Annotated in this window: 22 protein-coding genes; 13 read left to right on the top strand and 9 right to left on the bottom strand. The window is 68.8% G+C overall.

All coding sequences use genetic code 11. The features are described from left to right. Positions 1 to 4: 4 nt before the first annotated feature. Both AB6V29_RS13485 and AB6V29_RS13480 read right to left on the bottom strand, forming a co-directional pair. Positions 5 to 2,098, bottom strand: a complete 2,094-nt coding sequence (locus AB6V29_RS13485; protein WP_267789016.1) for an APC family permease — start codon at positions 2,096 to 2,098, stop codon at positions 5 to 7. 100 nt (positions 2,099 to 2,198) lie between these two features. Next, on the bottom strand, positions 2,199 to 3,047 hold the full coding sequence (locus AB6V29_RS13480; RefSeq protein WP_369359256.1) for a serine hydrolase domain-containing protein: 849 nt from the start codon (positions 3,045 to 3,047) through the stop codon (positions 2,199 to 2,201). A 44-nt stretch (positions 3,048 to 3,091) separates the two neighbouring features. Here AB6V29_RS13480 and AB6V29_RS13475 point away from each other — a divergent pair, with 44 nt between their 5' ends. From AB6V29_RS13475 to AB6V29_RS13465, 3 genes are all read left to right on the top strand, one after another. Continuing rightward, a complete protein-coding gene (locus AB6V29_RS13475; protein ID WP_369359254.1) occupies positions 3,092 to 4,327 on the top strand; it encodes a VanZ family protein in 1,236 nt (411 codons plus the stop codon). A gap of 242 nt (positions 4,328 to 4,569) precedes the next feature. After that, entirely contained in the window at positions 4,570 to 6,138 is a 1,569-nt protein-coding gene (locus AB6V29_RS13470) for an RCC1 domain-containing protein (RefSeq protein WP_369359253.1), read from the top strand. Positions 6,139 to 6,165: 27 nt separating this feature from the next. Continuing rightward, positions 6,166 to 6,297: a hypothetical protein gene (locus AB6V29_RS13465; protein ID WP_369359251.1), complete on the top strand. Its 132-nt coding sequence runs from the start codon at positions 6,166 to 6,168 to the stop codon at positions 6,295 to 6,297. Positions 6,298 to 6,303: 6 nt separating this feature from the next. On the opposite strand, the gene AB6V29_RS13460 is transcribed toward AB6V29_RS13465, so the two are convergent. Both AB6V29_RS13460 and AB6V29_RS13455 read right to left on the bottom strand, forming a co-directional pair. After that, positions 6,304 to 6,888 (bottom strand): GNAT family N-acetyltransferase, encoded by a 585-nt coding sequence (locus AB6V29_RS13460; RefSeq protein ID WP_369359248.1) that lies wholly within the window; start codon positions 6,886 to 6,888, stop codon positions 6,304 to 6,306. A 100-nt stretch (positions 6,889 to 6,988) separates the two neighbouring features. Next, the gene (locus AB6V29_RS13455) at positions 6,989 to 7,741 is read right to left on the bottom strand and encodes a hypothetical protein (RefSeq protein ID WP_369359245.1); all 753 of its coding nucleotides are present in this window, start codon (positions 7,739 to 7,741) and stop codon (positions 6,989 to 6,991) included. Between the two features lie 163 nt (positions 7,742 to 7,904). Here AB6V29_RS13455 and AB6V29_RS13450 point away from each other — a divergent pair, with 163 nt between their 5' ends. The 3 genes from AB6V29_RS13450 (at position 7,905) to AB6V29_RS13440 (ending at position 9,927) form a co-directional block, all read left to right on the top strand. Beyond that, positions 7,905 to 8,495 carry a hypothetical protein gene (locus AB6V29_RS13450; RefSeq protein WP_210076960.1) on the top strand — a complete coding sequence of 197 codons (591 nt, stop codon included), beginning with the start codon at positions 7,905 to 7,907 and terminating at the stop codon, positions 8,493 to 8,495. Positions 8,496 to 8,563: 68 nt separating this feature from the next. Continuing rightward, entirely contained in the window at positions 8,564 to 9,316 is a 753-nt protein-coding gene (locus AB6V29_RS13445; protein WP_267789022.1) for a YcnI family protein, read from the top strand. A 2-nt stretch (positions 9,317 to 9,318) separates the two neighbouring features. Beyond that, positions 9,319 to 9,927, top strand: coding sequence for a copper resistance CopC family protein (locus AB6V29_RS13440; RefSeq protein WP_267789023.1), 609 nt, complete (start codon positions 9,319 to 9,321; stop codon positions 9,925 to 9,927). 142 nt (positions 9,928 to 10,069) lie between these two features. Here the strand turns inward: AB6V29_RS13440 and AB6V29_RS13435 are convergent, their stop codons facing one another. Next, positions 10,070 to 10,945, bottom strand: a complete 876-nt coding sequence (locus tag AB6V29_RS13435) for a neutral zinc metallopeptidase (RefSeq protein WP_267789024.1) — start codon at positions 10,943 to 10,945, stop codon at positions 10,070 to 10,072. 295 nt (positions 10,946 to 11,240) lie between these two features. On the opposite strand from AB6V29_RS13435, the gene AB6V29_RS13430 reads away from it, so the two are divergent. After that, positions 11,241 to 12,764 carry a fibronectin type III domain-containing protein gene (locus AB6V29_RS13430; RefSeq protein WP_369359241.1) on the top strand — a complete coding sequence of 508 codons (1,524 nt, stop codon included), beginning with the start codon at positions 11,241 to 11,243 and terminating at the stop codon, positions 12,762 to 12,764. A 138-nt stretch (positions 12,765 to 12,902) separates the two neighbouring features. On the opposite strand, the gene AB6V29_RS13425 is transcribed toward AB6V29_RS13430, so the two are convergent. Further along, positions 12,903 to 14,117 carry an amidohydrolase gene (locus tag AB6V29_RS13425; RefSeq protein WP_267789028.1) on the bottom strand — a complete coding sequence of 405 codons (1,215 nt, stop codon included), beginning with the start codon at positions 14,115 to 14,117 and terminating at the stop codon, positions 12,903 to 12,905. 205 nt (positions 14,118 to 14,322) lie between these two features. On the opposite strand from AB6V29_RS13425, the gene AB6V29_RS13420 reads away from it, so the two are divergent. The 4 genes from AB6V29_RS13420 to AB6V29_RS13405 all read left to right on the top strand — a co-directional run bounded on the left by AB6V29_RS13420 (position 14,323) and on the right by AB6V29_RS13405 (position 17,992). Then, on the top strand, positions 14,323 to 15,516 hold the full coding sequence (locus AB6V29_RS13420) for an NAD(P)/FAD-dependent oxidoreductase (protein WP_369359238.1): 1,194 nt from the start codon (positions 14,323 to 14,325) through the stop codon (positions 15,514 to 15,516). Between the two features lie 137 nt (positions 15,517 to 15,653). Then, positions 15,654 to 16,922 (top strand): DUF4190 domain-containing protein, encoded by a 1,269-nt coding sequence (locus AB6V29_RS13415; RefSeq protein WP_267789031.1) that lies wholly within the window; start codon positions 15,654 to 15,656, stop codon positions 16,920 to 16,922. Between the two features lie 81 nt (positions 16,923 to 17,003). Continuing rightward, positions 17,004 to 17,510, top strand: a complete 507-nt coding sequence (locus AB6V29_RS13410; RefSeq protein WP_369359235.1) for a CPBP family glutamic-type intramembrane protease — start codon at positions 17,004 to 17,006, stop codon at positions 17,508 to 17,510. A gap of 164 nt (positions 17,511 to 17,674) precedes the next feature. Beyond that, the gene (locus AB6V29_RS13405) at positions 17,675 to 17,992 is read left to right on the top strand and encodes a hypothetical protein (protein ID WP_369359234.1); all 318 of its coding nucleotides are present in this window, start codon (positions 17,675 to 17,677) and stop codon (positions 17,990 to 17,992) included. Between the two features lie 81 nt (positions 17,993 to 18,073). Here the strand turns inward: AB6V29_RS13405 and AB6V29_RS13400 are convergent, their stop codons facing one another. Next, positions 18,074 to 18,907 carry a GAF and ANTAR domain-containing protein gene (locus AB6V29_RS13400; protein ID WP_267789033.1) on the bottom strand — a complete coding sequence of 278 codons (834 nt, stop codon included), beginning with the start codon at positions 18,905 to 18,907 and terminating at the stop codon, positions 18,074 to 18,076. Between the two features lie 29 nt (positions 18,908 to 18,936). Further along, positions 18,937 to 19,572 (bottom strand): GAF and ANTAR domain-containing protein, encoded by a 636-nt coding sequence (locus tag AB6V29_RS13395; RefSeq protein WP_369359232.1) that lies wholly within the window; start codon positions 19,570 to 19,572, stop codon positions 18,937 to 18,939. Positions 19,573 to 19,781: 209 nt separating this feature from the next. Here AB6V29_RS13395 and AB6V29_RS13390 point away from each other — a divergent pair, with 209 nt between their 5' ends. Together AB6V29_RS13390 and AB6V29_RS13385 are read left to right on the top strand one after the other, a co-directional pair. Then, positions 19,782 to 20,129 (top strand): hypothetical protein, encoded by a 348-nt coding sequence (locus AB6V29_RS13390; protein WP_369359229.1) that lies wholly within the window; start codon positions 19,782 to 19,784, stop codon positions 20,127 to 20,129. 29 nt (positions 20,130 to 20,158) lie between these two features. After that, on the top strand, positions 20,159 to 20,455 hold the full coding sequence (locus tag AB6V29_RS13385) for a hypothetical protein (protein ID WP_369359227.1): 297 nt from the start codon (positions 20,159 to 20,161) through the stop codon (positions 20,453 to 20,455). 70 nt (positions 20,456 to 20,525) lie between these two features. On the opposite strand, the gene AB6V29_RS13380 is transcribed toward AB6V29_RS13385, so the two are convergent. Then, entirely contained in the window at positions 20,526 to 20,708 is a 183-nt protein-coding gene (locus AB6V29_RS13380; RefSeq protein ID WP_369359224.1) for a hypothetical protein, read from the bottom strand. Between the last annotated feature and the right edge of the window lie 180 nt (positions 20,709 to 20,888).

Genomic DNA, 20,888 nt, shown 5'->3' with positions numbered 1-20,888 from the left:
AGACTCAGGATGCCGAGCCGGGCGGGGTCTTCTTCGGGCGGTGAGCCGTGACCTCGGCCACCGGCTGACCGCCGCGCTGCTGGCCCGGGAGGGGCCGCGAGCGGCGTCCGTAGATGACCTCGGACGAGTCGAGCAGCCACGGCACGAGCGTGATCGAGACGCCGTGCACGAGCATGAGCTGGTGCGCGAGGCGGCGCGAGCGGCGGTTGTGCAGGATCGACTCCCACCAGTGGCCGACGATGAACTGCGGCAGGTACACCGTGACCACGGCCGAGCCGTTGTTCTCGCGGTACTTCTTGATGAAGGTCGACACCGGCGAGGTGTACGTGCGGTACGGGGAGTCGATGATGACCAGAGGGATGGGCATGTCGTGCTCGGCCCACTCCTTCTGCAGCTTGGCCGCGTCTTCGTCGGTGATGGCGACGTGCACCGCGAGCGTCTTCTGGTGGTTGGCGGCCAGTGCGTAGTCGATCGCCTTCATCACGGGCTTCTGCAGCCGGTTCACCAGCACGATCGCCACGTCTCCCGACGAGCCGAAGTGCACGGTCTCGTCCATGCGGATCTCGTGCTCGACGTCGCGGTAGTAGCGGTTCACGCCGATCATCAGCACCGCGAGGATCGGGATCGCGATGAACACCAGCCATGCGCCGTGCGTGAACTTCGTGATCGTGACGATCAGCAGCACCAGCACGGTCATGGCCGCACCGACGGAGTTGATCCACAGGCCCGAGACGGCGGAGCGACGCTCGATCGCGGCGGACTGCTGCTTCGCCGCCTCGGGAGTGAGCTCCTTCAACCCTCGCAGCACGCGACGCCAGTGTTTGACCATGCCGATCTGGCCGAGCGAGAACGAGACGAAGACACCGATGATGTAGAGCTGGATCAGCGTCGTGAGGTTGGCCTGGTAGACGATGAGCACGCCGATGGCGACGATGCCCAGGATGATCATGCCGTTGGAGTAGACCAGGCGGTCACCGCGGGTGTTGAGGGCCTTGGGGGCGTATCCGTCGCGCGCGAGCACCGCGCCGAGCAGCGGGAAGCCGTTGAAGGCGGTGTTGGCGGCGAGCAGCAGCACGCACGCCGTGGCGGCTTGGATGATGAAGAACGGGATGCTGTTCATGCCGAAGGTCGCGGCGGCGACCTGGGCCATGAGGCTCGGTTGCGGGTTGTTCGCACAGTCGAAGCCGATGAGGTGGCAGGGGTTCTCGGCGTAGTGCACGCCCGAGATGAGGGCCAGCATCGTCAGGCCCGCGAACAGCACGATGGCGATGCCGCCCATCAGGGTCAGCGTCGTCTGGGCGTTGCGGATCTTCGGCATGCGGAAGGCGGGCACGCCGTTCGACACGGCCTCGACGCCGGTCAAGGCGGAGCAGCCGCTCGAGAACGCGCGCAGCACCAACAGGATCAGCGCCGCTTGCGTCAACGATTCCGCCTGCACGCCGTAGTCGGCGCTCGAGGCGTGCGGCGCGTCTCCGAGCAGTGTGCGCGCGAGGCCCACGACGATCATCACGCCGACCGACCCGATGAACAGGTAGGTCGGAATCGCGAAGACGCTCGATGCCTCGCGCACGCCGCGAAGGTTCACGATCACGATGAGGATGACGAAACCGACGGCGATCTCGACGCGGAACGGATTCAACTCCGGCAGGGCCGAGATGATGTTGTCGACTCCGGATGCCACCGACACGGCGACCGTGAGCACGTAGTCGACGAGCAGGGCCGCTGCCACGATCACGCCGGGCACCTCGCCGAGGTTCTTGCTCGCGACCTCGTAGTCGCCGCCGCCCGAGGGGTAGGCCTTGATGAGCTGCCGGTAGCTCAGCACGACCACGACGAGCAGCGTCACGACGGCGACGGCGACCCACGGACTCAGGGTCAGCAGGGTCGTTCCGCCGATGAGCAGGATCATCAGCAGCTCCTGTGGCGCGTAGGCCACGGAGGACAGCGCGTCGGACGCGAAGATCGGCAGCGCCATCTTCTTCGGGAGGAGCTGCTCGTCGAGTTTCTCGGAGGTGAGGGGCTCGCCGATCAGGATGCGTTTCGCGATCGGCGTCTCTTCGCCGTCAACGCGACTTTCGTCAGTCACGGCGCGCGACACTACGCGTACTGGAGGCCATGCGCAATCTGACGCGCACGCTGTTCAATGCATGGTCGCCAGACCGTGACCTAGCGGCGCATTCTCGCAATGCGAGAAACGCTCACTTCGCGGCCGTATTCCCGATGAATTCCGCGACCGCGTCAGCGCCGCCGTGATCGTGCGCGGTCACCGTGACGACGGCGTCGCCGGCGAAGACGACGAGCTGCCCGTGGGCGCCGTGCAGGCGCCAGGCGTCGCCCGGTCCGTCCCACCCGGCGAGGGCGTAGCGACGGTACCCGGCGCCGGGGCTGCCGGTATCGATCCACCCCGAGTGCATGGCATCCACGATCCCCTCCGAGACCACCCGATGGCCGTCGATGACGCCGCCGTCGCGGATGAGCAGACCGAGACGCGCCAGCTCGGCGGTGCGCAGCTCGAGGCCCTCGCCGCCGAGGACGCGACCGTTCGGGCAGCGGCGCCACGACACATCGGTCCATCCCATCGGGGCGAACAGGCGCGGGCGCAGGAAGTCCTCGATGTCGCCGGTCCGCTGCGACAACGCGGCCATCGCCGTATAGGTGCTGGCGTTCGAGTATTGGAACACCCGGCCGCTCGAGGGGCGAGACAAGAACTCCGCGGCGAGATCGGGCCAGTCGGTCATCATCGTCTCGGACCACGGCAGATCGATGCCGCTCGACATCGAGAGCAGGTCGCGCAGCGTCACCTCGGTCGCCGCGGGCAGCATCGAGCGAACCGGGTCGTCGAGCGACACGATTCCCTCGTCGGCGGCGATTCCGGCCGCCAGCACCGCGACGGCCTTCGCGACGGAGTGGATCTCCTCCCGCACATCCGGCGTCCACCGCTGCATCGCGACGTCGTCGCCCACGCGCACGTGCACGCCGTGCGCGGCGAAGCCGGTGTCGTCGATACGAGCGACGAGCGCGTCTCGAAGGGCGGCGGCGCGGGTCATGCGCCCAGGCTACGGGCCCGAGCGATTCTGCCTAGGCTCTCGGGGTGGACAACATCGTGGGCTCGGGCGTTCTCGCTGTCGTCGCGGGTGCCGTGGTCGCGATCCTCGCCTTCGTGCCGTTCGTCGCGGTCAGCTATCGGCGTCGCGGTCGGCTCACGGTGTGGCGCTCGCTCCTGTGGGCGGGGGCGGCCGTGTACTTCTGGGCGATCTGGACGTACACGCTCATCCCCCTGCCCGACTCCGAGGTCTACCGCTGCGCGGGCGTGAACCTGCACCCCTTCGTGTTCGTCGACGAGGTCCGCGCGGCCGTCGCCGCCTCGGGCCGGTACCTGACCGACCCCGTCGTCCTTCAGGTGGCGCTGAACGTGCTGCTGTTCGCCCCGCTCGGCTTCTTCTTGCGGGTGCTCGGGGGTCGCGGCATCCTGATCGCGGGTCTCGTCGGCTTTGCGACCTCGGGGATCATCGAGACGACGCAGCTGACGGGCGTCTGGGGTCTGTTCCCCTGCGCCTACCGCGTCTTCGACGTCGACGATCTCATCGCGAACACCAGCGGCGCTCTGATCGGATCGCTCCTCGCGTTCGTCGTCCCGGCTCAGCACCGGGGAGTGGAGAGGGCTCCGGATGCCGAGACCCCGCGCCCCGTGACGCGTCGCCGCCGTCTGCTGGGACTGGTGTGCGACGTCGTGGGCGTCTGGCTGATCGGCGTCGCCGTGGCCGTGGTGGTGCAGGCCGTGCTCGTGCTGCTCGTCGGTGAGAGGTTGTCGTTCTCGACCGACCAGGTCGCCTCGCTCGCGGGGACGATCGCCTCGGCGGGGCTCTGGCTCGGGGTGGTGCTGGCGACCGGCCGCTCGATCGGCGACCTCGCCACGCGGGTGCGCTTCACGAACGGTGTCCTCCCCGCGTGGGTGGCGCGCCCCTTGCGTTTCGACCGGGGCCGGGGCGTACGCGATCCTCGCGGCGCTGCCGGCGCCGTGGTCGCTGCTGGCCTTCCTTCTGGCGTCGACGACCGCGGCGCTTCTGCTGGTGTGGCCCGACGGCCGCGGACTGACCGGGTGGATCGGGCGCCGTCGCCTGGTCGACGACCGCGCGGGAGTGGTGAGTCCCTCGGTCGACCGGGGCCTACGGGTGCGATGACAAGCCGCATCCACCGCGTCCTGCACCCGTGCTGCGACGGAGGGGAGTGCTCTTGCCGACGGAGGCGCCTCCACCCGCGCGGAACTCGTCGGCCAGCACCCCCATCAACACCTCGCCGAAGAAACGGATCGCGTCGTCTGTCATGAGAGGACGCCTGCGAGAGATCTCGTGACGCGGGGCTTGGCGGAGCCACGTTCGCGCATGTATACATTTACTATCCGTTCTTGTCCTACGAACTCCCTTGCGTACCGTTTGGTTACGACTCCGTCCCCGCGGCACGGGGGCGGTCGAGGAGCGCTGTCGTGTGTTCGTGCTGGCCTCTGGGAGGGGTCGGCAACGCCGGGGGCGTGACGGAACGTCCTGATCGATCATGAAAGTTGGCCGGCCCATGTCTGTCCTCACCTCTCTGCTGCGAGTGAAAGTCGCGCTCGCGCTGGTCGCGCTCGTGAGCGTGGGGCTGGGGACCTCGACGAACACCGGCGCCTACTTCACGGCCGTGCGAGAGCTCTCCGGCAACAAGTTGAGCAGCGCTGCTCTGGCGGCGCCGGCGAACCTCGCCGTGACAAAGAACAGCAGCGGAAGCAACGTGATCTCGTGGTCGGCGGCTACCTCTCAGAGCTGGGCGACGACGAACAATGTCACCTCCGGCGTGACATATCGCGTCCAGCGCACGTCGCCCGGACAATCGGCGACGACGATCTACTCGGGAACGAATCGCACCTATACCGACGCGTCGTCGAGCGCGAGGAATCTCCAGTTCGCGGCGTTCGCCGCCGGGCAATTTCATACGACTGCCCTCGCGGTCGATGGGTCGGTCTGGGCGTGGGGCCGTAACAGCAGCGGCCAACTGGGTAACGGCACCACCCAGGACTCGGCGGTGCCGGTTCGCGTCCCTCTGCCGGGGAAAGCGAAGCAGATCGCGAGCAGCCTCGTGTCGACCCTCGCTCTCCTCGAAGACGGTTCCGTCTGGTCCTGGGGAGGGAACTGGGAAGGCGAGGTGGGAAACGGAACCACAAACGCGCAGACGAGCCCCTACCACGTGGCATTTCCCGATGGCGTGACGATCGCCCATCTGGGCGACACGAGCTCCGGCTCCTCCTCCAGCTACGCCCTCGCATCGGACGGCACGTTCTACGCCTGGGGACAAAACGACAACGGTCAGCTCGGAGTGGGGGACGCGACGGCCAGGTACAGTCCGACCCACGTCAATGTCGTCGTCCGGACGCTGGCGGCGGGACGCGGACACGCTGTCGCCATCACACCCGAGGGGTCCGTCCTGGCGTGGGGAGCCGGCGGCGCTTCGCAGCTGGGGCGGGTCGCGACGGCGAGTTACACCCCGAGCCGCGTGACCTTCCCGGACGGGGCGAGCAAGCAGGGTTTCGACAAGATCTCGGCCGGCCTGCAGTTCACGATCGCGGAAGATGTCGACGGGCAGGTGTGGATCTGGGGAAGGATGGGCGACGGCGTCTCGCCGGAGCGCACAACGCCCGAGATCATCGCCGCCGGCGGGTTCCGGTCCCTAGAGGCGGGTTTCCGTTCAGCGTGCATCGTGAGAGCCAGTGATGGCGGGGTGGTCTGTTGGGGCGACAACGAGTACGGGCTCCTGATGGATGGGACGACGACCTCCACGGCGCACCCGACCGCGGCGACCTCGGCGGACAGCAAGGGAGTGCAAACCGTCGTCCTGTCCGCCTCCAGGGCCTTCGGTATGGCGGCGCCGAATACGAGCGGATCGACGAACATCTGGGCGTGGGGTGACGACCAGGCCGGGCTTCGCGGAGACAACAAGTCAGGCGCATCGGACCTTTTCTGGCCCACGCGAGTCCTGGGTCCCAAGACGTGCCCGGCGGGCACATCTTTGGAGGGCTCGAACTGCGTCCTCCCCCCAGGAGTGACCTACTCCGTGGACTACACGTACGCCGGTTGGGTGTCCCTGTCTGCGGAGAAGACCACCTGATTCGAACGACCCTCCACCCTTCTGACGTTGACGACCGCGGCGCTTCTGCTGGTGTGGCCCGACGGCCGCTGCTTCACCGGGTGGATCGGCCGGCGCCGCTTGGTCGACGACCGCGCGGGAGAGGTGAGTCCCTCGGTCGACCGCGGCGCGCGCGTCTGAGATGCGTCACCCCGCGCGGAACTCCTCGGACAGCACGCCCATCAGCACCTCGTCGTGGAACCGCCCGCCGTGGAACGCCACCGCGCGTCGCACACCCTCGCGCACGAACCCGGCCTTCTCGTACGCACGGATGGCCCGGTCGTTGTAGGCCCAGACCCGCAGCTCGACCTTGTGCACCCCGAGCTCGTCGAAGGCGAATCGCAGCATGGTGCGCGTGGCATCCGCACCGTATCCGCGTCCGACGGCGTCGGGGCCGAGGATGATCGCGAACGTCGCGATGCGCGCCGGGAGGGCGGCTCCCCACAGCGTCGCGTGACCGATGAGCTGCCCGGCCTCGTCGTCGATGCTGAAGCCCGCCCCGCCGGGGGAATCGTTGCGGCTCCACGCCTGGAACATCTCGCGGACGGCCGCGATCGGGCGCGGGTTCACGCTGTTCTGCTGCAGCACGGCGCTGTCGCTGCGCTGCCACCAGTCGACGAGTGGGTCGAGGTCGGCGTCGGTCAGCGCGCGTAACCGCACGCGCTCGCCGCGCAGGATGTCGGCGCCGTGCGCCAGGGCGGTGTCGGTGTCGTGGATCGCGTCGTCGGCCATGTCCCGACGCTACTCAATTCGATCCGGGACGCTACCGGGACGGCATGAACGAGGCGGCGACGTGTGTCACCGGGAGCCCGGTCCGGCACCGAGGATGGGCTCAGGCGAACATCTGGCGCAGGGCCACGAGGTCACCGACCGCGAGGGCGTGGCGAATGACATCGGCCTCGGCGGGGTCGGGGAAGAGCGCCTCGAGGTCGTTCGCGAAGATCGAGCGGAGCGCATCGAGATCGTTCGTGTGGGCGGCGGCGCTCATCGCCTCGACCGCGCGCTGGTAGGGAATCTGAAGGTACCCCTCCGTCGCGCTGTTCGGATTGAAGTACGGAATCCAGGGGAGAGTGCTGTCCGGCCGTAGCAGCAGCAGTTCGCCGGGCTGAATGACGCGCGTGTGGTTCAGGGTCGAGACGGATCCGGGGTTTGCCAAGCAGAATCGATCGCCGATGGCGTCGAGGGCATCGCCGGCCGCGACGGTGTACGTCACGACGCGCCCCTGGTCATCGAGGCCAGCGGTACCCGCCGCGTACTCGCGGGGGCCGCTGTCGATGAGGTCTCGGTTCAGACTGGCGCTCGCCCGTCCGAGCTGCAGCCACGCCGGTTTGTCGCAGCCGCCAGGATCATTCACGGGGATCGAGACGCCGCCGACATTCACATCGTCACCGGGCAGCGGGGTCGGGGACGCTCCGGGAGCCGTCGCCGAAGGGTCGGTACCGGCCTGGAGGGAGGGCAACCCTGTGACGGTCTGCCACGACGACACCTGTGTATAGACGCCCGCCACGGCTGGTGCGGCGAGAGCTACGAGACCGCCGACCACCAGGGCCGAGATGCCCGTCGTGATTGCCGCCGCCTTCTTCACCCCTTCACTGTAGGAGACCGCCGCCCGCGCGTCGACGGGCCGTGAGCGCGGCGGCTTCTTCCCACGGCGCCTGTGCCCTTCGTATGCCGCCAGGGCTCCTACGTGCCTCGACGACGGAACACCCCCGCCGTCGCCGCCGCCTAGGCTTGACCCGGAGGATTCGATGTCGTCGAGAGCAGGGCGCGCGCAGCGGGCGGGGCGCGGCATGGCCGCAGCCGCGGTCGCGACGTTCGTGGCGACCCTGTCGCACGCGGCGGTCTCGGCCGAGCGGCCCCCGTTCGTCAACATCGTGCTGGCCCTGTGCCTCGCCGCGCCCTTGTGCGTGATGCTCGCGGGCCGTGCGATGTCGTGGACGCGCCTCTCGCTCGCGGTGGTCCTCAGTCAGGCGCTCTTCCATGCGTTGCTCGTGCTCGACCTGCAGGGCGGATTCGTGCCGGCCGGTCACCACGCCACGACCTCGCTGTTCAGCGCCGCCGGCGGCCACAGTGCCTCGGCCCACGCGTCGGAGTCTCCGTGGATGTGGGCGGCGCACGCCGTCGCCGCTCTCGTGACGGTCGTCGCGCTCGGCCGAGGGGAACGCGCGGTGCAGGTCATCGCGCGGTTCTTCGTCGCGGTGCTCTCGGTGCTGCGGCCGTTCCGGGGGCTCTCCCCGCGGACGGATGCCGTGCTCTCGGCGCCCGCGCCGCTGCTGCTGACGACGGCGATGACGGTGCTGTCGTCGATGAGGCACCGGGGTCCGCCGCTCGCGGCCTGACCCCACCCCTCATCCTTCGCGCGTATCCAACGCCTCTTCGGCGTGCGCATTTCGCAGAAAGCAGCACCATGTCTCGAAAGACCACTCTTCGACGTGCCCTCGTCGGCCTCGCCGCCGGCGCGGCCCTGGCGATCGCCGTTCCGCTCGCGGCCTCGGCCCACGTCACCGTCAACCCCAACACGGCGACCCCCGGCAGCTACGCCACGGTCAACTTCCGCGTCCCCACCGAGTCCAAGACGGCATCCACCGTCAAGCTCGAGGTCACGCTGCCGACCGATACTCCGCTGACCTCGGTGCTCGTCGAGCCCGTCCCGGGCTGGACCGCCTCCGTCGAGAAGGGGGCGCTGCCCGCTCCCGTCGAGGTCGACGGCAACACCATCTCGGACGGCCCGCTCAAGATCGTCTGGCAGGCCGACCCCGGCGTGGGTATCGGACAGGATCAGTTCCAGATCTTCTCGGCGGTGCTCGGACCGATCCCCGACACCGGGCACCTCGTGCTCCCCGCCGTGCAGACCTACTCCGACGGCTCGGTCGTCGACTGGACGAACACCCCCGAGCAGGTCGCGGCTGACGACACGCTCGAGCCCGCCCCGGTGCTCTACATCAACGACACCCCGCCCGCGAGCGGGCACGGCGGACACAGCGGCCACGGCAGCGCTTCGGCCGCGCCGACGATGGACGACCACTCGATGGAGGCCTCGTCCCAGACCGGCGACTCCTCGGGCCTGTCGCTGGGCCTCAGCATCGCGGCTCTCGTGATCGCGGTCGCCGGCGCCCTGCTCGGCGCCTTCGCGGTGTCGCGTCGCCCGAAGCGCAGCTGAGTATGGTCACCCGGAACGCTCTGCGCCGGGCCCTGGTCGGGGCGGTGGTCGTCGCTGCGGCGATGACCACCGCCCTCGGCGGGGCGACGGCTGCCTCGGCCCACGACAGTCTCGTCTCGTCGACGCCCGCGGAGGGCGAGAGCGTCTCGTCGCTGTCGGAGGTCACACTCGGTTTCAGCGCCAACCTGCTCGGCTACGACGGCGGCAACATCGTCATCGTGGTCGGCCCCGACGGCAAGCACTACGAGAGCGAGTGCGTGGCTCTCGCCGGCCCCACCCTGACCCTCCCGGTCGCCCTGGGGGCACCCGGCGCGTACACGGTGGAGTGGCGCGCGGTCTCGTCCGACGGACACCCCGTCTCGGGCGAGATCCCGTTCACGTACACCGGCGAGAACACCTCGGCCGGAGCGGATTCCTCGCCGTGCGCGAGCGCCCAGGGCGCGGCTCCCGCCGAGACCCCGGTGGCAGCGCCCTCGACCTCGGGCGGCGTGTCCGGCCTGACGGTGGGCCTGCTGATCGGCGGCGGAGCGGTCGTACTGGTCGGTGTGATCGTCGTCGTGATCCTCAGCCGTCGCCCGCGCGAGGACCAGGAGCCGTCCGACAAGGAGTGATTCCGGATGCCACGACCCGGCGCCTCCGCCCCACCCTCCGTTTCGCGGAGTCCGGGCCGGGCGCGCCGGGTTTCGGCATCCGGAGGCGGGGTGTGGACCGCCGAGTCCGCGGGACGACCGCTGCTCGCGCCGCGCGACGGGCTTACAGGCTCCCGCCGGGCACCGAGAACGTGTCGCAGGCGTTGACGCCGCCCTGGCGGCCTTCGTCGAACCAGCGCGTGCGCTGCTCGCTCGAGCCGTGCGTGAAGCTGTCGGGGTTGGAGATCTGGCCCGCTTCGGTCTGGATGTGGTCATCGCCGACGGCCGAAGCGGCGGACAGGGCGTCGAGGATCTGCTGGTCGGTGGGCGGCTGCAGGTACGGGGTGCCGTTCTCGTCCACCTGCTCGCTCGCCGCGGCAACCCAGGCGCCCGCGTAGCAATCGGCCTGCAGCTCAGTGCGCACGCCGTTGCTGTCGGCGCCCGTGCCGTTGTTCGGGTGCTGCTGCATCACGCCGGTGAGGCTCTGCACGTGGTGGCCGTACTCGTGGGCGAGCACGTAGAGCTGAGCGAGGGGCCCCGCTGTGGTGTCGTACTGCTCTCGCAGGATCGAGAAGAAGGTCGGATCGACGAACACCGTCTCGTCCGGCGGGCAGTAGAACGGACCGGTCGCGTTCGAGGCGGTACCGCACGAGCTCCCCGTCTGTCCGTCGACGATGACCAACTGCGGTTTGCGGTACCCGTCGAGGCGCTCGGCCCAGAACTGGTCGATGTCGAGCGAGGCCGCAGCGAGACGACAGGAGTCGTTTTCGTTTGCATCCTGACCCGTCTCGCAGCTCGCGATCCGCTCGCCGCCGCTGCCGGGGGCCGCAGCGCCCCCGCCCGAGCCGAGCAGGCCCGTCAGGTCGGTTCCGGTGAACATCGAGATGAGCAACACGACCACCGCGCCGAGGCCCACGGCCCCGCCGCCGACGGCCGCCATGGTTCCGCCCCGGCGCTTGGCCGAGTTGCCGCCCACGCGGGCATTGTCGTTGAACGTCACGGCCGTCAGGCTACGCGAGGGGGCGGCGTGCTTGGAGGGGCTGGACTTCCAGCGAGCGAATCGTCGAGCCGCGTGCCCGAAAGCCCGTGTAAGTCCGTTTAAGTCCGTTTGGACCCGTTTCGCTCCATATCATACAGTTCGAAGAGTCATCCGTGAGCGCGCGAGGCGCGGAGCCAGGCGCAGGTCTTGCCCCTCTGGCCGACAGCGATTCCGCGCGAGCGCCATTCCCACGAACCAGAAAGGCCCCATGCGTTACAACCCATCACGGCCCCGTCTCCTTGGCGCAGTAGCAGCCGTGCTGCTGGTGATCGGCGGACCCGCCGCTGCCGCATCGGCTGCCCCCAACGCGTCGCATTGGCCTGACCAGATCTCGATCCCCGACGCCTACGGGATGGCATTCAGTCAGGACGGTTCGACGCTGTACGTCGCGCAGCGCGAGGTCGGTGTGGCCGCGGCGTCGTCGTCGGGCGATGTTTACCAGATCATCAAATCGTCGGACGACTTCATGGCCGTCGCCACCGAGGCGAATGGCGACCTTCTCCTCACCCTCGACAGCGACCCCAACATTTACCGCGTCAACATGACGGAGCTAAACCGAAATCCCGAGGCGGGCAAGGGCCCGATGTGGAAATTGCTGCTGGCCGACGTCGTCTATACCTCCACTTCCAGCTCCTCTCTCAACTCGCTTGCGGCGGCGCCCGACGGCACGATCTATTACTCGACATCTCAGGACAACCAGATCAACGTCCTCCGCGACGGCGTTTCGACGCCCTTGCTCACCTCATCGGCAGGCTCGCCGTTCAACGGCTTCTCGCTGCTCTCCGACGGCGGGTTGGGCGCGCTGGACCGAGAAGGAGTCATCTACGAGGTCTCTGCGGCGCAACTCGCCTCGGGCTCGGTTGAGCCCTCCGCCCTCAAGATCCTCACGACGGGTGTGAGCGACTACGGCTTCGCCGCTTTCGACGGCGACACGTTCTACGACGTCTCAGGCACGAAACGGACCTTCCAGGGCGCCCCTGCCGACGTCCCCGATGCGCCGACCGGACTCACGGCGACGACGGGTGATGGCGAGGTCACGCTGCGCTGGAAGGCCCCCGAGAACGACGGCGGCGCGGACGTGACCGAGTACACGGTCCTCGCTTACAACCGCAGCGATGACGAATTCGAGCGTGTCGCGTCGACGACGACTACCACCGCGAGGGTAACGGGGCTCAAGAACGGAACCCCTACCCAGTTCGTCGTCAGAGCCTCGAACAGAGTCGGTAAGAGCGACTTCTCCCGCAGCCTCACCGCAACCCCGTTCGCGCTGGACGTGGTTTACACGACCGGCGGGGCGACCCTCGCATCGGACGGCACGGTCGAAGCGGGGTACTCCGTGACCGCGACCGGGAGCGCCCTGCCGCCCGGCGCAGCCCTGAGTCTCGTGCTGCACTCCACTCCGGTCACCCTCGCCACCGGGGTGGTCGGCAGCGGCGGCACGTTCACGCTCACCGGCACCGTCCCCTCGGACACGGTCGCGGGAGCACACACTCTCATCCTGACGGTCGCGCCCGCGGGAGATGACGCCCGCTCGGTGGAACAGCCCATCACCGTCATCAACGCGACCCAGACTCCCTCGCAAACGGTGAACCCGTCCCAGGGCACGTCGTCGGCAACACCGGGTACGCCACCCTCCGCTGTCAGCCCGGCGAGTGCCGCGGGGCGCCTCGCGGCCACGGGAACGGATGACCCGGAGCCCGCGCTTGCCGCCGCTGCGTTCCTTGTCGCCCTGGGCATCGCGTTCTCCGTCCTCGGCCGCGTGCGCGAGCGCCGCGCCTGAGGGTCGGCGACAGAAAAAACGCCCACCGCGAGACGGCACCCCCCCCGGGGGGGGTGCAGTCTCGTCGTCTCTCACCTACCTTCGGAGCGGGCCGGCGAAGCCGGCCCGCTCCGAAGGTAGGTGAGAGACGAAGCGCGTTCAGCCCAGGAACTCCCGCGCCGCGACCACCAGGTTCTCGACGCCGCGGTCGATCGTCGGCTGCATGACCGGCGCGAAGTGCGGGGAGTGGTTCGTCGGGATGTCGCGCTCGATGGTGCCGCCCGCGAACGCTTTCTGGAACGTCTCGGGGTCGACACCGCCCCAGAACCAGAACACCAGCGGAGCGCCCGACTCGCGGGCGAACCACGACACGTCCTCGCTGCCGGTGAACATGCCGGGGTCGACGACCGAGCCCTCGCCGAACGAGCGCCGGAATGCCGCGGTGAGGCGGGTCGTGGCATCCGCGTCGTTGATGGTCGGCGGCAGGGTGTGGTCGGTGGTGATGGTCGGCGTCTGCTCGGCGCCCGAAGCGTCGGCCTCGGCGCGGATGATGCGCTCGACCTTGGTCATGACGCGCTCGCGCGCGGCGTCGTCGGGGTAGCGCAGGCTGAGCTCGAGCTTGGCCTCGGCGGGGATGATGTTGTTCTTCAGGCCCGCGTGGATCGAGCCGACGGTGACCACGGCGACGTCGCGCGGGTCGACCTCGCGCGAGACGACGGTCTGCAGACGCATGACGGTGGCGGCGGCCATGACGACCGGGTCGATCGTGGAGTGCGGGCGCGAGCCGTGACCACCGCGGCCGTGCAGCACCACGGTGAGGCCGTCGGATGCCGCCATCTGGGTGCCCGGGCGCACGCCGATCATTCCGGTGGGGAGGGGGGTGACGTGTTGGCCGAGCACGATGTCGGGCTTCGGGTACCGATCGAGGACGCCGTCCGCGATCATCGCCTTCGAGCCCGCGCCGTATTCTTCGGCCGGCTGGAAGACGGCGACGACCGTTCCCGACCACTCCTCGCGCGTGGCGACGAGGCGCTCGAGGGCTCCGACCAGCGCGGTGACGTGCATGTCGTGGCCGCATGCGTGCATGACGGGGACGGAGTTGCCCGCCGGGTCGGTGCCTCGAGCGGTGCTGGCGTAGGCGAGACCGGTCTGCTCCTCGACGGGCAGGCCGTCCATGTCGGCGCGCAGCCACACGACCGGACCGTCGCCGTTGACGATGCTCGTGACGAGGCCGGTGCGGCCCACTCCCTCTTCGACCTCGAGCCCGAGATCGGCCAGATGGCGGGCGATGACACCCGCCGTCCGCGTCTCTTGGAACGACAGCTCCGGGTGGGCGTGCAGGTCGGTGTAGAGGCTTTCGAGGTCGACGCTCATGTCTCCGAGCCTAGTTCTCCCCGCCCGCGCGCGGTCGGGCTCATCCCTGTCGAGTGTCCAAGAAACGCCGTACTGAGCGATGGGCTGACGGAGTGTCGTGGACACTCGACGGGAGAGCGGCGGCGGGCCCGCCGCACCGCTACCGGATGCCGGGGACACCCGCAACCCATCCGCTCCGGCCAGGTCGAGCGGCAACGCTTTCGCCATGACCACCACACACTTCGACTACCTCATCGTCGGCGGCGGAATGGTCGCCGACACCGCCGCCCGTGGAATCCGCGAGATCGACGCCGACGGCTCCATCGGCATCCTGAGCGACGACATCGATGAGCCCTACACGCGCCCCGCTCTGAGCAAGAAGCTGTGGACCGATGAGGAGTTCACGTGGGACAAGGTGCCTCTCGGCACCTCCGGCGACACCGGAGCCGACATCCGGCTGCAGACGCGCGCCACGGCGATCCGTCCGGACGAGCACGAAGTGGATGCCGACGACCAGACGTTCTCGTACGGCAAGCTCCTCATCGCCACGGGCGGGAAGCCCGTGCCCCTTCCCCTCGAGGACCGATCGAACGGCGAGCGGGCCCTCAGCTTCCGCACCGCCGAGGACTATCGCCGGCTGCGGGCGCTCGCGAAGGACGTCGGCCGTATCGCCGTCGTCGGCGGCGGCTACATCGGGTCGGAGCTCGCCGCCGCCCTCGTGCAGAACGGGGTCGACACCGTGCTGATCCACACCGGATCGGTGCTCGGCGACGCGGTGTTCCCGGCCGGGCTCGCCGAGCGGTTCGAGAAGCTCTTCCGTGATGCCGGCGTCGAGATCGTCGCGGGCTCCAGGGTCACGCAGGGAGAAGCGGATGCCGACGGCGTGCGGCTGTCTCTCGAGAACGGCGACGAGGTGCGCGCAGATGCCGTCGTGAGCGGCCTCGGCATCGAGGTGGCCGCGGACCTGGCGGAGAAGGCCGGCCTGACGGTGGACGACGGCGTCCACGTGGACGCGCAGCTGCGCGCGTCGGTCGACGACGTCTACGCCGCGGGCGACGTCGCCAGCTACCCCGACCGTCTGCTCGGGCGCCGCCGCGTCGAGCACGTCGACAACGCGAACGAGCAGGGCAGGGCCGCCGGCCGCAACCTCGCGGGCGCCGCCGAGGCCTACACGCACACGCCGTACTACTACTCGGCGGTCTTCGGCATCCGGTACGAGGCGGTCGGCACGCTCGACTCCTCGCTCGAGACGGTCGAGGACTGGCTCGACGCCGAGCGCGGGGTCGTCTACTACCTCGACGACGATCGCGTCGTGGGCGTGCTGCTGTGGAACGTCGAGGAGTCTCGGGATGCCGCCCGCTCGGTGCTCGCGGAGGCAGACGCCCTGACGCGGGACGACCTCGTCGGCCGCATCCGCTGAGAAGCGGGGGCGTGACGGCGAGCGGTCTCGCGCCCCCGGCATTCGGCTCGGATCCGGTCGTGGGGGAGAGCACCGCGGGACTAACCTGGACGCGCGCTGACAGTTCTCGGCGCGCGAACCCCCCCCAGGAGCACCTGATGGCTACCGCCGAACTACGACTGTCCGTCCCCCTCGACTCCGCGCGCGACGCGGTCGGCTACGCGCTCGCCGAGCAGGGCTTCACGGCGCAGCCCACGGCATCCGGATCCCTCGACGTCTCGCGCGGGAGCATGGGCACCACACTCGTGGCCGGGGCCTTCGCCGGGCAGGACATGCACGTCCGTTTCGACGTGCACTTCTCCGAGATCCCCGAGGGCACCCTCGCATCGTTCGAGCACTCCACCATGGGCGGCTTCTTCAAGGGCGGGGCGATCGGCGCGGCCAAGGTCGGCGATGTCGTGCGCGAAGCAGCCCACCGCACGGGTGATCGGCTCGCTCAGCAGGGTGTGCTCGTCGGCGGGCCCCAGGGCGTTCCGGCTTCACCGACCGATGCGGGCGCCACGCAGCAGCCGGCCGCGACCGGCGACACATGGGCACCTCCGGTGCCGCCCGCGCCTGCCGGGTACCCCGGCGCCGTGTCTGCGGCTGCCTCGGCCGACGCAGGGACCACCGCCCCCGCGTACGGCGCGGCGACGGGGGACGCCCAGACCGGCGTGCCGGCGTACGGCGCGCCTTTCCCCGGCACCGCGCCTGCCGCTTCGAGTCGCACCAACGGTATCTCGATCCTCGCGATCGTCCTCGGTTTCGTCTTCCCCCTCGGGGGCATCATCGCCGGCGCCGTCGCTCTCGCCCAGATCAAGCGCACGGGCGAGAAGGGCCGCGGCCTCGCCATCACCGGTATCGTCGCGGGGGCGGTCATCGGGGTCCTCGCGATCCTCGCCGTCGTCGGACTGCTGATCTTCTCGTTCACGGTCGGGTCGAAGGCATCCTCCGCGGACCCCTTCGATGTCCCGACGTTCCCGCAGGACGGCGGCGTGACCGTGGGCCCGAGTGAGACGGCTCCCGGAGGTGGTGGCACGTACACCCTGCCCGTCGGGGTCTGCCTCGACGACGTCCCGAGCGGATTCATCAGTTCGTCGAACATCGTCGAGTGCGCGGCCGCGCACACCTACGAGGTCTTCAGCAGCTTCGTCCTCCCAGAGGGAGCCTTCCCCGGTGACGACGCCATTGCCTCGGCGGCGCAGCAGGGGTGCGACGCCGCTTTCCCGTCGTTCGTCGGCATCGCCTACGAGCAGTCCGCGCTGAACTACCAGTACGTCGCCCCTACCGAGGGAACCTGGTCCGACGGGGACCGCGAGATCTCGTGCTTGCTCTACGATCCCGCCGTCGAGGAGACGACCGGGTCGCTGGCGGGGTCGGCGCGCTGACGACGGACCTCGACGGCGGGTCCGTGCGACGCCTGCTTCCTCCGCCGGGCGGTCGAGGAGGTCGTCGAGCGATCCGCTCCGGTGGCTGACAGCGCCTCGCACGCTCCGCGCGTACGAGCCGTCGTCCGGAGGGCGCGGAGGCTGCTGGCCCGAGAACGCAACGGACGCTTCGTGAATCCGCACGTGCGATACATTCGGGCCGTCGCGCAGAACGTGGGGGCATGCGATGGATGCTGCGAAAGGCCCGTCGGCGTGGGCACGGTTCTGGAATGCCGGGCACTGGTGGAAGGCCGTGGTCCTCGCCGTCGTCTACTTCGTGCTCTACCAGGCCCTGTCGCCCTCGTCTCAGCCGGCACTTTCGCCTTGCTGCACGCCGGGAACCTCCTCGGGGGGCAGTCCCTGTTGGCCACGGGCATTCAGCTTGTCTACACCTTCTTCTTCGGCATCCTCATGTATCTCGCGATGCGCGTCACGCGCACGCTTCTCGCCCCGGTCCTGCTGCATGCCAGCACCGATCCGAGCATCTTCATGCACGCGCAGTACCCCGCCGACGGCGCCCGTCGTGAACGTGCGACACGAAACGCATGATCGGGCCGGCCCCCTTCCGCTCGGTGCCGGTTTGCGGTTCGCTTAGCGCCCCAGGCAGTGCCGACGTCGAGCTCGGAACAACGCCGTCATCCCAGAGAGGAGATCAGCCCGAGGCTGCTCCGCACCGATGGGGAGCGTCCGAGTCCGCTACCGGAGGTTGAAAGATGACTGCCGATTACCCCACCGTCACCCCACAGCAGTTCGAATCCGCCTGCGAGCGCGCGACCGAAGCGCTCGCACTGTACATCGACGCGCGCGACCGAGCTCGGCTCGCCGAGCAGGAACTGGCGGAGTTGAAGCTGCGCAACGCCGCCGCCCGCGCCGTCGACCTGCGCGAGCAATGGCAAGAGGCGGAAGCGCAGGTGGATGCATTGCGGTGCGACGTCGACGGCGACAGCTCGGTCTCCTGCAGGGCCAGAGTCGGTCACACGGGAGAACACGATCATCCGACCGAGGCGCGTCCGATCCGGCTCGTCGGGTGAGACGGTCGGCGACGCGCCGGCGTGGACGAGACTCCGCATCACGCTGAGTGGGGCCGTCCGGGTGAACGCGGAGGCGATCCGTCAGTTGTCGGTCGCGTCGTCCGACTTCTTCTCGCGTGCCTCGGAGAGCGCTTGATCATTCCATGCCTGCTGCTGTTCAATGAGGCGGCGAGTCTGCTCGTTCACGTGTCGTCCCGCGCGACGGTCCCTGGTCGCGTCCTCGACCACGCGCCGCGCGACATCGGAGAGCTTCTGCTGACTGTTTCTCGCGCGCTCTCGGAGCAGTGAGAACGCGGCATCCATATCTATGCCGTGAACGTGGGACAGAATTCCCTTCGCCTGCTCGATGACCACGCGACTATTGAGGGCATGTTGCAACTGCTGGCGGGCGAGATCCGCCTCCCGGAATGCGCGCTCGTGCAGGATTCCGATGGTCGCGATATCGGCGAGGCCGCGAGCGGCCAACGCATCATCGGCCGTCAACGCGTCCGGCTGGTCGCCGAAGAGATTCAGAGAGCCGATGACGTCCTCACGCAGGCGCAGGGGGATGGCGTGCATCCACCGGTATCCGAGCTCCCCGGCGGCACCTGCGAACCTTGGCCAGCGTTCACGTATCCCGGCGATATCGCTGACGGTGACGGGCTCTCCCAGACGGTACGCGTCCAGACAGGGCCCTTCATCCTCGCTCAGCTGGAGGAGGCTGATCAGCTGGCTGCGTTCGCTGGTGGAGGCGACCACTTCGAGGGTCCCATCGGCATCCGGGATGAGGATGCCGACGCCTGCCACATCGAGGGTGCGAGCGCACCGGATCACGAGCCGGTGCAGAAGATCTACGACGTCATAGCCGGTGACCATCGTGTCAGCGAGTTCGACGAACGTCTCGACCAGCTCTTTCTCTCGCGATACATCCGTCATAGGGGCAATGTACTTTCCTTCACGTCGGACTACGCCGAAAAATCGATATCGCGTCGGATGATGGCCTGCGCGACGTCGGGGACGGACATACCCGCTGCGAAAGCGTGAGCGCGAATAACGACCATCGCATCGTCAGACGGTACTCCGAGCTGTGCCATCACCATCCCCGTTGCCTGATGGAGGAATCTCCTCGGCGAGGCCTCGGCCGCAGGAGACGTCAACTCGCTGAGAACCTGGTCCACCACGCGAACCGCGGCGACATCGGCCATCGCCCACGCTTCCTCCACGTCGTGCGGGCTCAAGGCATGCGCGGTCGTTGCGTACAGGTCCACGACGCCCACGTCGATCGCGCCCAACGCCATCGGGAACGCGTAGGCGGCCCGAATCCCTCGGGACTCGGCCGCCGTCAGCAGCTCCGGCCAGGACAGCGTCGACGCCTGCCGCAGGTCAGGCACCAAGACCGGTGTCCCCGCCGCTTTCGCTTCCCAGCAGGGGCCCACCCCGAGATCGAGCTGCATCCCCTCGAGCTCGGCAGCGATCGCGTCGCTCGCACCCACGGTGGTCAGCTCGAACGGGTCCCCCAGGGTGGAGATCGCCGCGTGGTGTATCGGCAACTTCGATACGAACCAGTCGCACAGGGAGGTGAAAGCGGGGAATTCCAACATGATGCTCCTGACCTAGGTACAACCCAGCGGCCTAGGTCTAGGGGACGCCACTGTCCACTGTAGGGCCCTTCTGCGGCGACGTTCGTCACCGGGTCGCGTTGCAATGCAGGAGAATCCGCTCTTGATCTCGCGCGGGCATGACAATACTCTGAACGCACGTTGCCCCAGACCCCGGCAGGCTCACTCGCTAGTGAAGATCGGGGCACGCTGTGGGACTCCTCTATTACGGTTCGATCCGTGAACCGCTGCCGCTTCCCGATGTCTCCCTCGCCTACCTGCAGGCCATCGCGGTCGCGAAATTAAAGCGGAACGAAGCGTTCTTCGCATCATGGCGAATACCGCGAGAGGTGAACGACGCACGTCTTCACATCTGGCTTCATCCCGCGATCGCTTTGCGATTCGTCATCGATGCTCAAGATGGCGTCGCTTTGCGACCGGCCATCGTGGATCAACTGATGCGCACGGCCGCCACCTCGATGATGGGGGTCGATCTCGACGTCGTCACGCAGACGGCGCACGCTTCCGTCGGCTTCTCCCCGGTGTCGCCGGGATCATGAAGTCCGCCCGCTTGTCCCCTCGCCCCGAGGTGACCCCGGCACCCGCCTGGCGTGTCAAAGGGCCGGGCCACCACGTCCTCACCGACGGCGTGCATGTCATCGGTCACGTCGTCGAGGCCCCCCACGGAACCTTCGTCTCCTTCGATGCCACGGCGAAACCGATCGCGCGACACGACACCCTCTCACAGGCGCGGACTCGCGCTTCTCACGCTGCGGGATGGGACGGCGATGACACGCGCCGCCTGCCCGCCGGAGCCTTCGCGCTCGCGGCCGCGGCATCTCTGCTCGGGATCGTGTTCGTCGCCGTCACCGTTCTTTCGTGGTGATGCCGCCTCAACGGCGACAGCACTGCTGCCGCTGGCGAGGCCGCGCTCGGACGCACCCGTGCGGTCGCGATCAGTGGCCTCTTTGCTCGGCGGCGGACATGATCCGGTGCACGCTGAGGACGGTCCACGCGGGACCGGCGATCAGCATCGCCGTCGAGAGCGCGTCGAAACAGTCCGGCGCCTCGATCTCGAATCCATGATCGAACCCGCCGAGTTCTTCGCTGGTCGAACCCAGCGTCGCGATCCAGTGCATGACGGCACCGTCCCACCGTCTTCGTCAGCCCGCGACGGGCCTTGACACCCGGGGGCTCGCAGATGCAGCCGACGCCGTGTGACGGGCCAGGTGAGGGGAAGCGCGGGCGGGTTCGCGCGCGATGGGAGAGCATCTGCGCGGTGTCCTCCTGCGGGGGCTGCGGCGGATGATCCCGCTGCG

This window comes from Microbacterium sp. 20-116 (genome assembly GCF_041079415.1).
GTDB lineage: Bacteria > Actinomycetota > Actinomycetes > Actinomycetales > Microbacteriaceae > Microbacterium.
The sequence above is the reverse complement of the archived record's forward strand: the minus strand, read 5'-3'. Positions and strand labels throughout refer to the sequence as shown.

What these genes read in the sequence shown, in the direction of transcription:
- AB6V29_RS13480 (WP_369359256.1), bottom strand. Translation starts at nt 3,047, where the DNA reads ATGACCCGCGCCGCCGCCCTTCGAGACGCGCTCGTCGCTCGTATCGAC.
- AB6V29_RS13470 (WP_369359253.1), top strand. Translation starts at nt 4,570, where the DNA reads ATGTCTGTCCTCACCTCTCTGCTGCGAGTGAAAGTCGCGCTCGCGCTG.
- AB6V29_RS13460 (WP_369359248.1), bottom strand. Translation starts at nt 6,888, where the DNA reads ATGGCCGACGACGCGATCCACGACACCGACACCGCCCTGGCGCACGGC.
- AB6V29_RS13450 (WP_210076960.1), top strand. Translation starts at nt 7,905, where the DNA reads ATGTCGTCGAGAGCAGGGCGCGCGCAGCGGGCGGGGCGCGGCATGGCC.
- AB6V29_RS13445 (WP_267789022.1), top strand. Translation starts at nt 8,564, where the DNA reads ATGTCTCGAAAGACCACTCTTCGACGTGCCCTCGTCGGCCTCGCCGCC.
- AB6V29_RS13440 (WP_267789023.1), top strand. Translation starts at nt 9,319, where the DNA reads ATGGTCACCCGGAACGCTCTGCGCCGGGCCCTGGTCGGGGCGGTGGTC.
- AB6V29_RS13425 (WP_267789028.1), bottom strand. Translation starts at nt 14,117, where the DNA reads ATGAGCGTCGACCTCGAAAGCCTCTACACCGACCTGCACGCCCACCCG.
- AB6V29_RS13420 (WP_369359238.1), top strand. Translation starts at nt 14,323, where the DNA reads ATGACCACCACACACTTCGACTACCTCATCGTCGGCGGCGGAATGGTC.
- AB6V29_RS13415 (WP_267789031.1), top strand. Translation starts at nt 15,654, where the DNA reads ATGGCTACCGCCGAACTACGACTGTCCGTCCCCCTCGACTCCGCGCGC.
- AB6V29_RS13405 (WP_369359234.1), top strand. Translation starts at nt 17,675, where the DNA reads ATGACTGCCGATTACCCCACCGTCACCCCACAGCAGTTCGAATCCGCC.
- AB6V29_RS13400 (WP_267789033.1), bottom strand. Translation starts at nt 18,907, where the DNA reads ATGACGGATGTATCGCGAGAGAAAGAGCTGGTCGAGACGTTCGTCGAA.
- AB6V29_RS13395 (WP_369359232.1), bottom strand. Translation starts at nt 19,572, where the DNA reads ATGTTGGAATTCCCCGCTTTCACCTCCCTGTGCGACTGGTTCGTATCG.
- AB6V29_RS13380 (WP_369359224.1), bottom strand. Translation starts at nt 20,708, where the DNA reads ATGCACTGGATCGCGACGCTGGGTTCGACCAGCGAAGAACTCGGCGGG.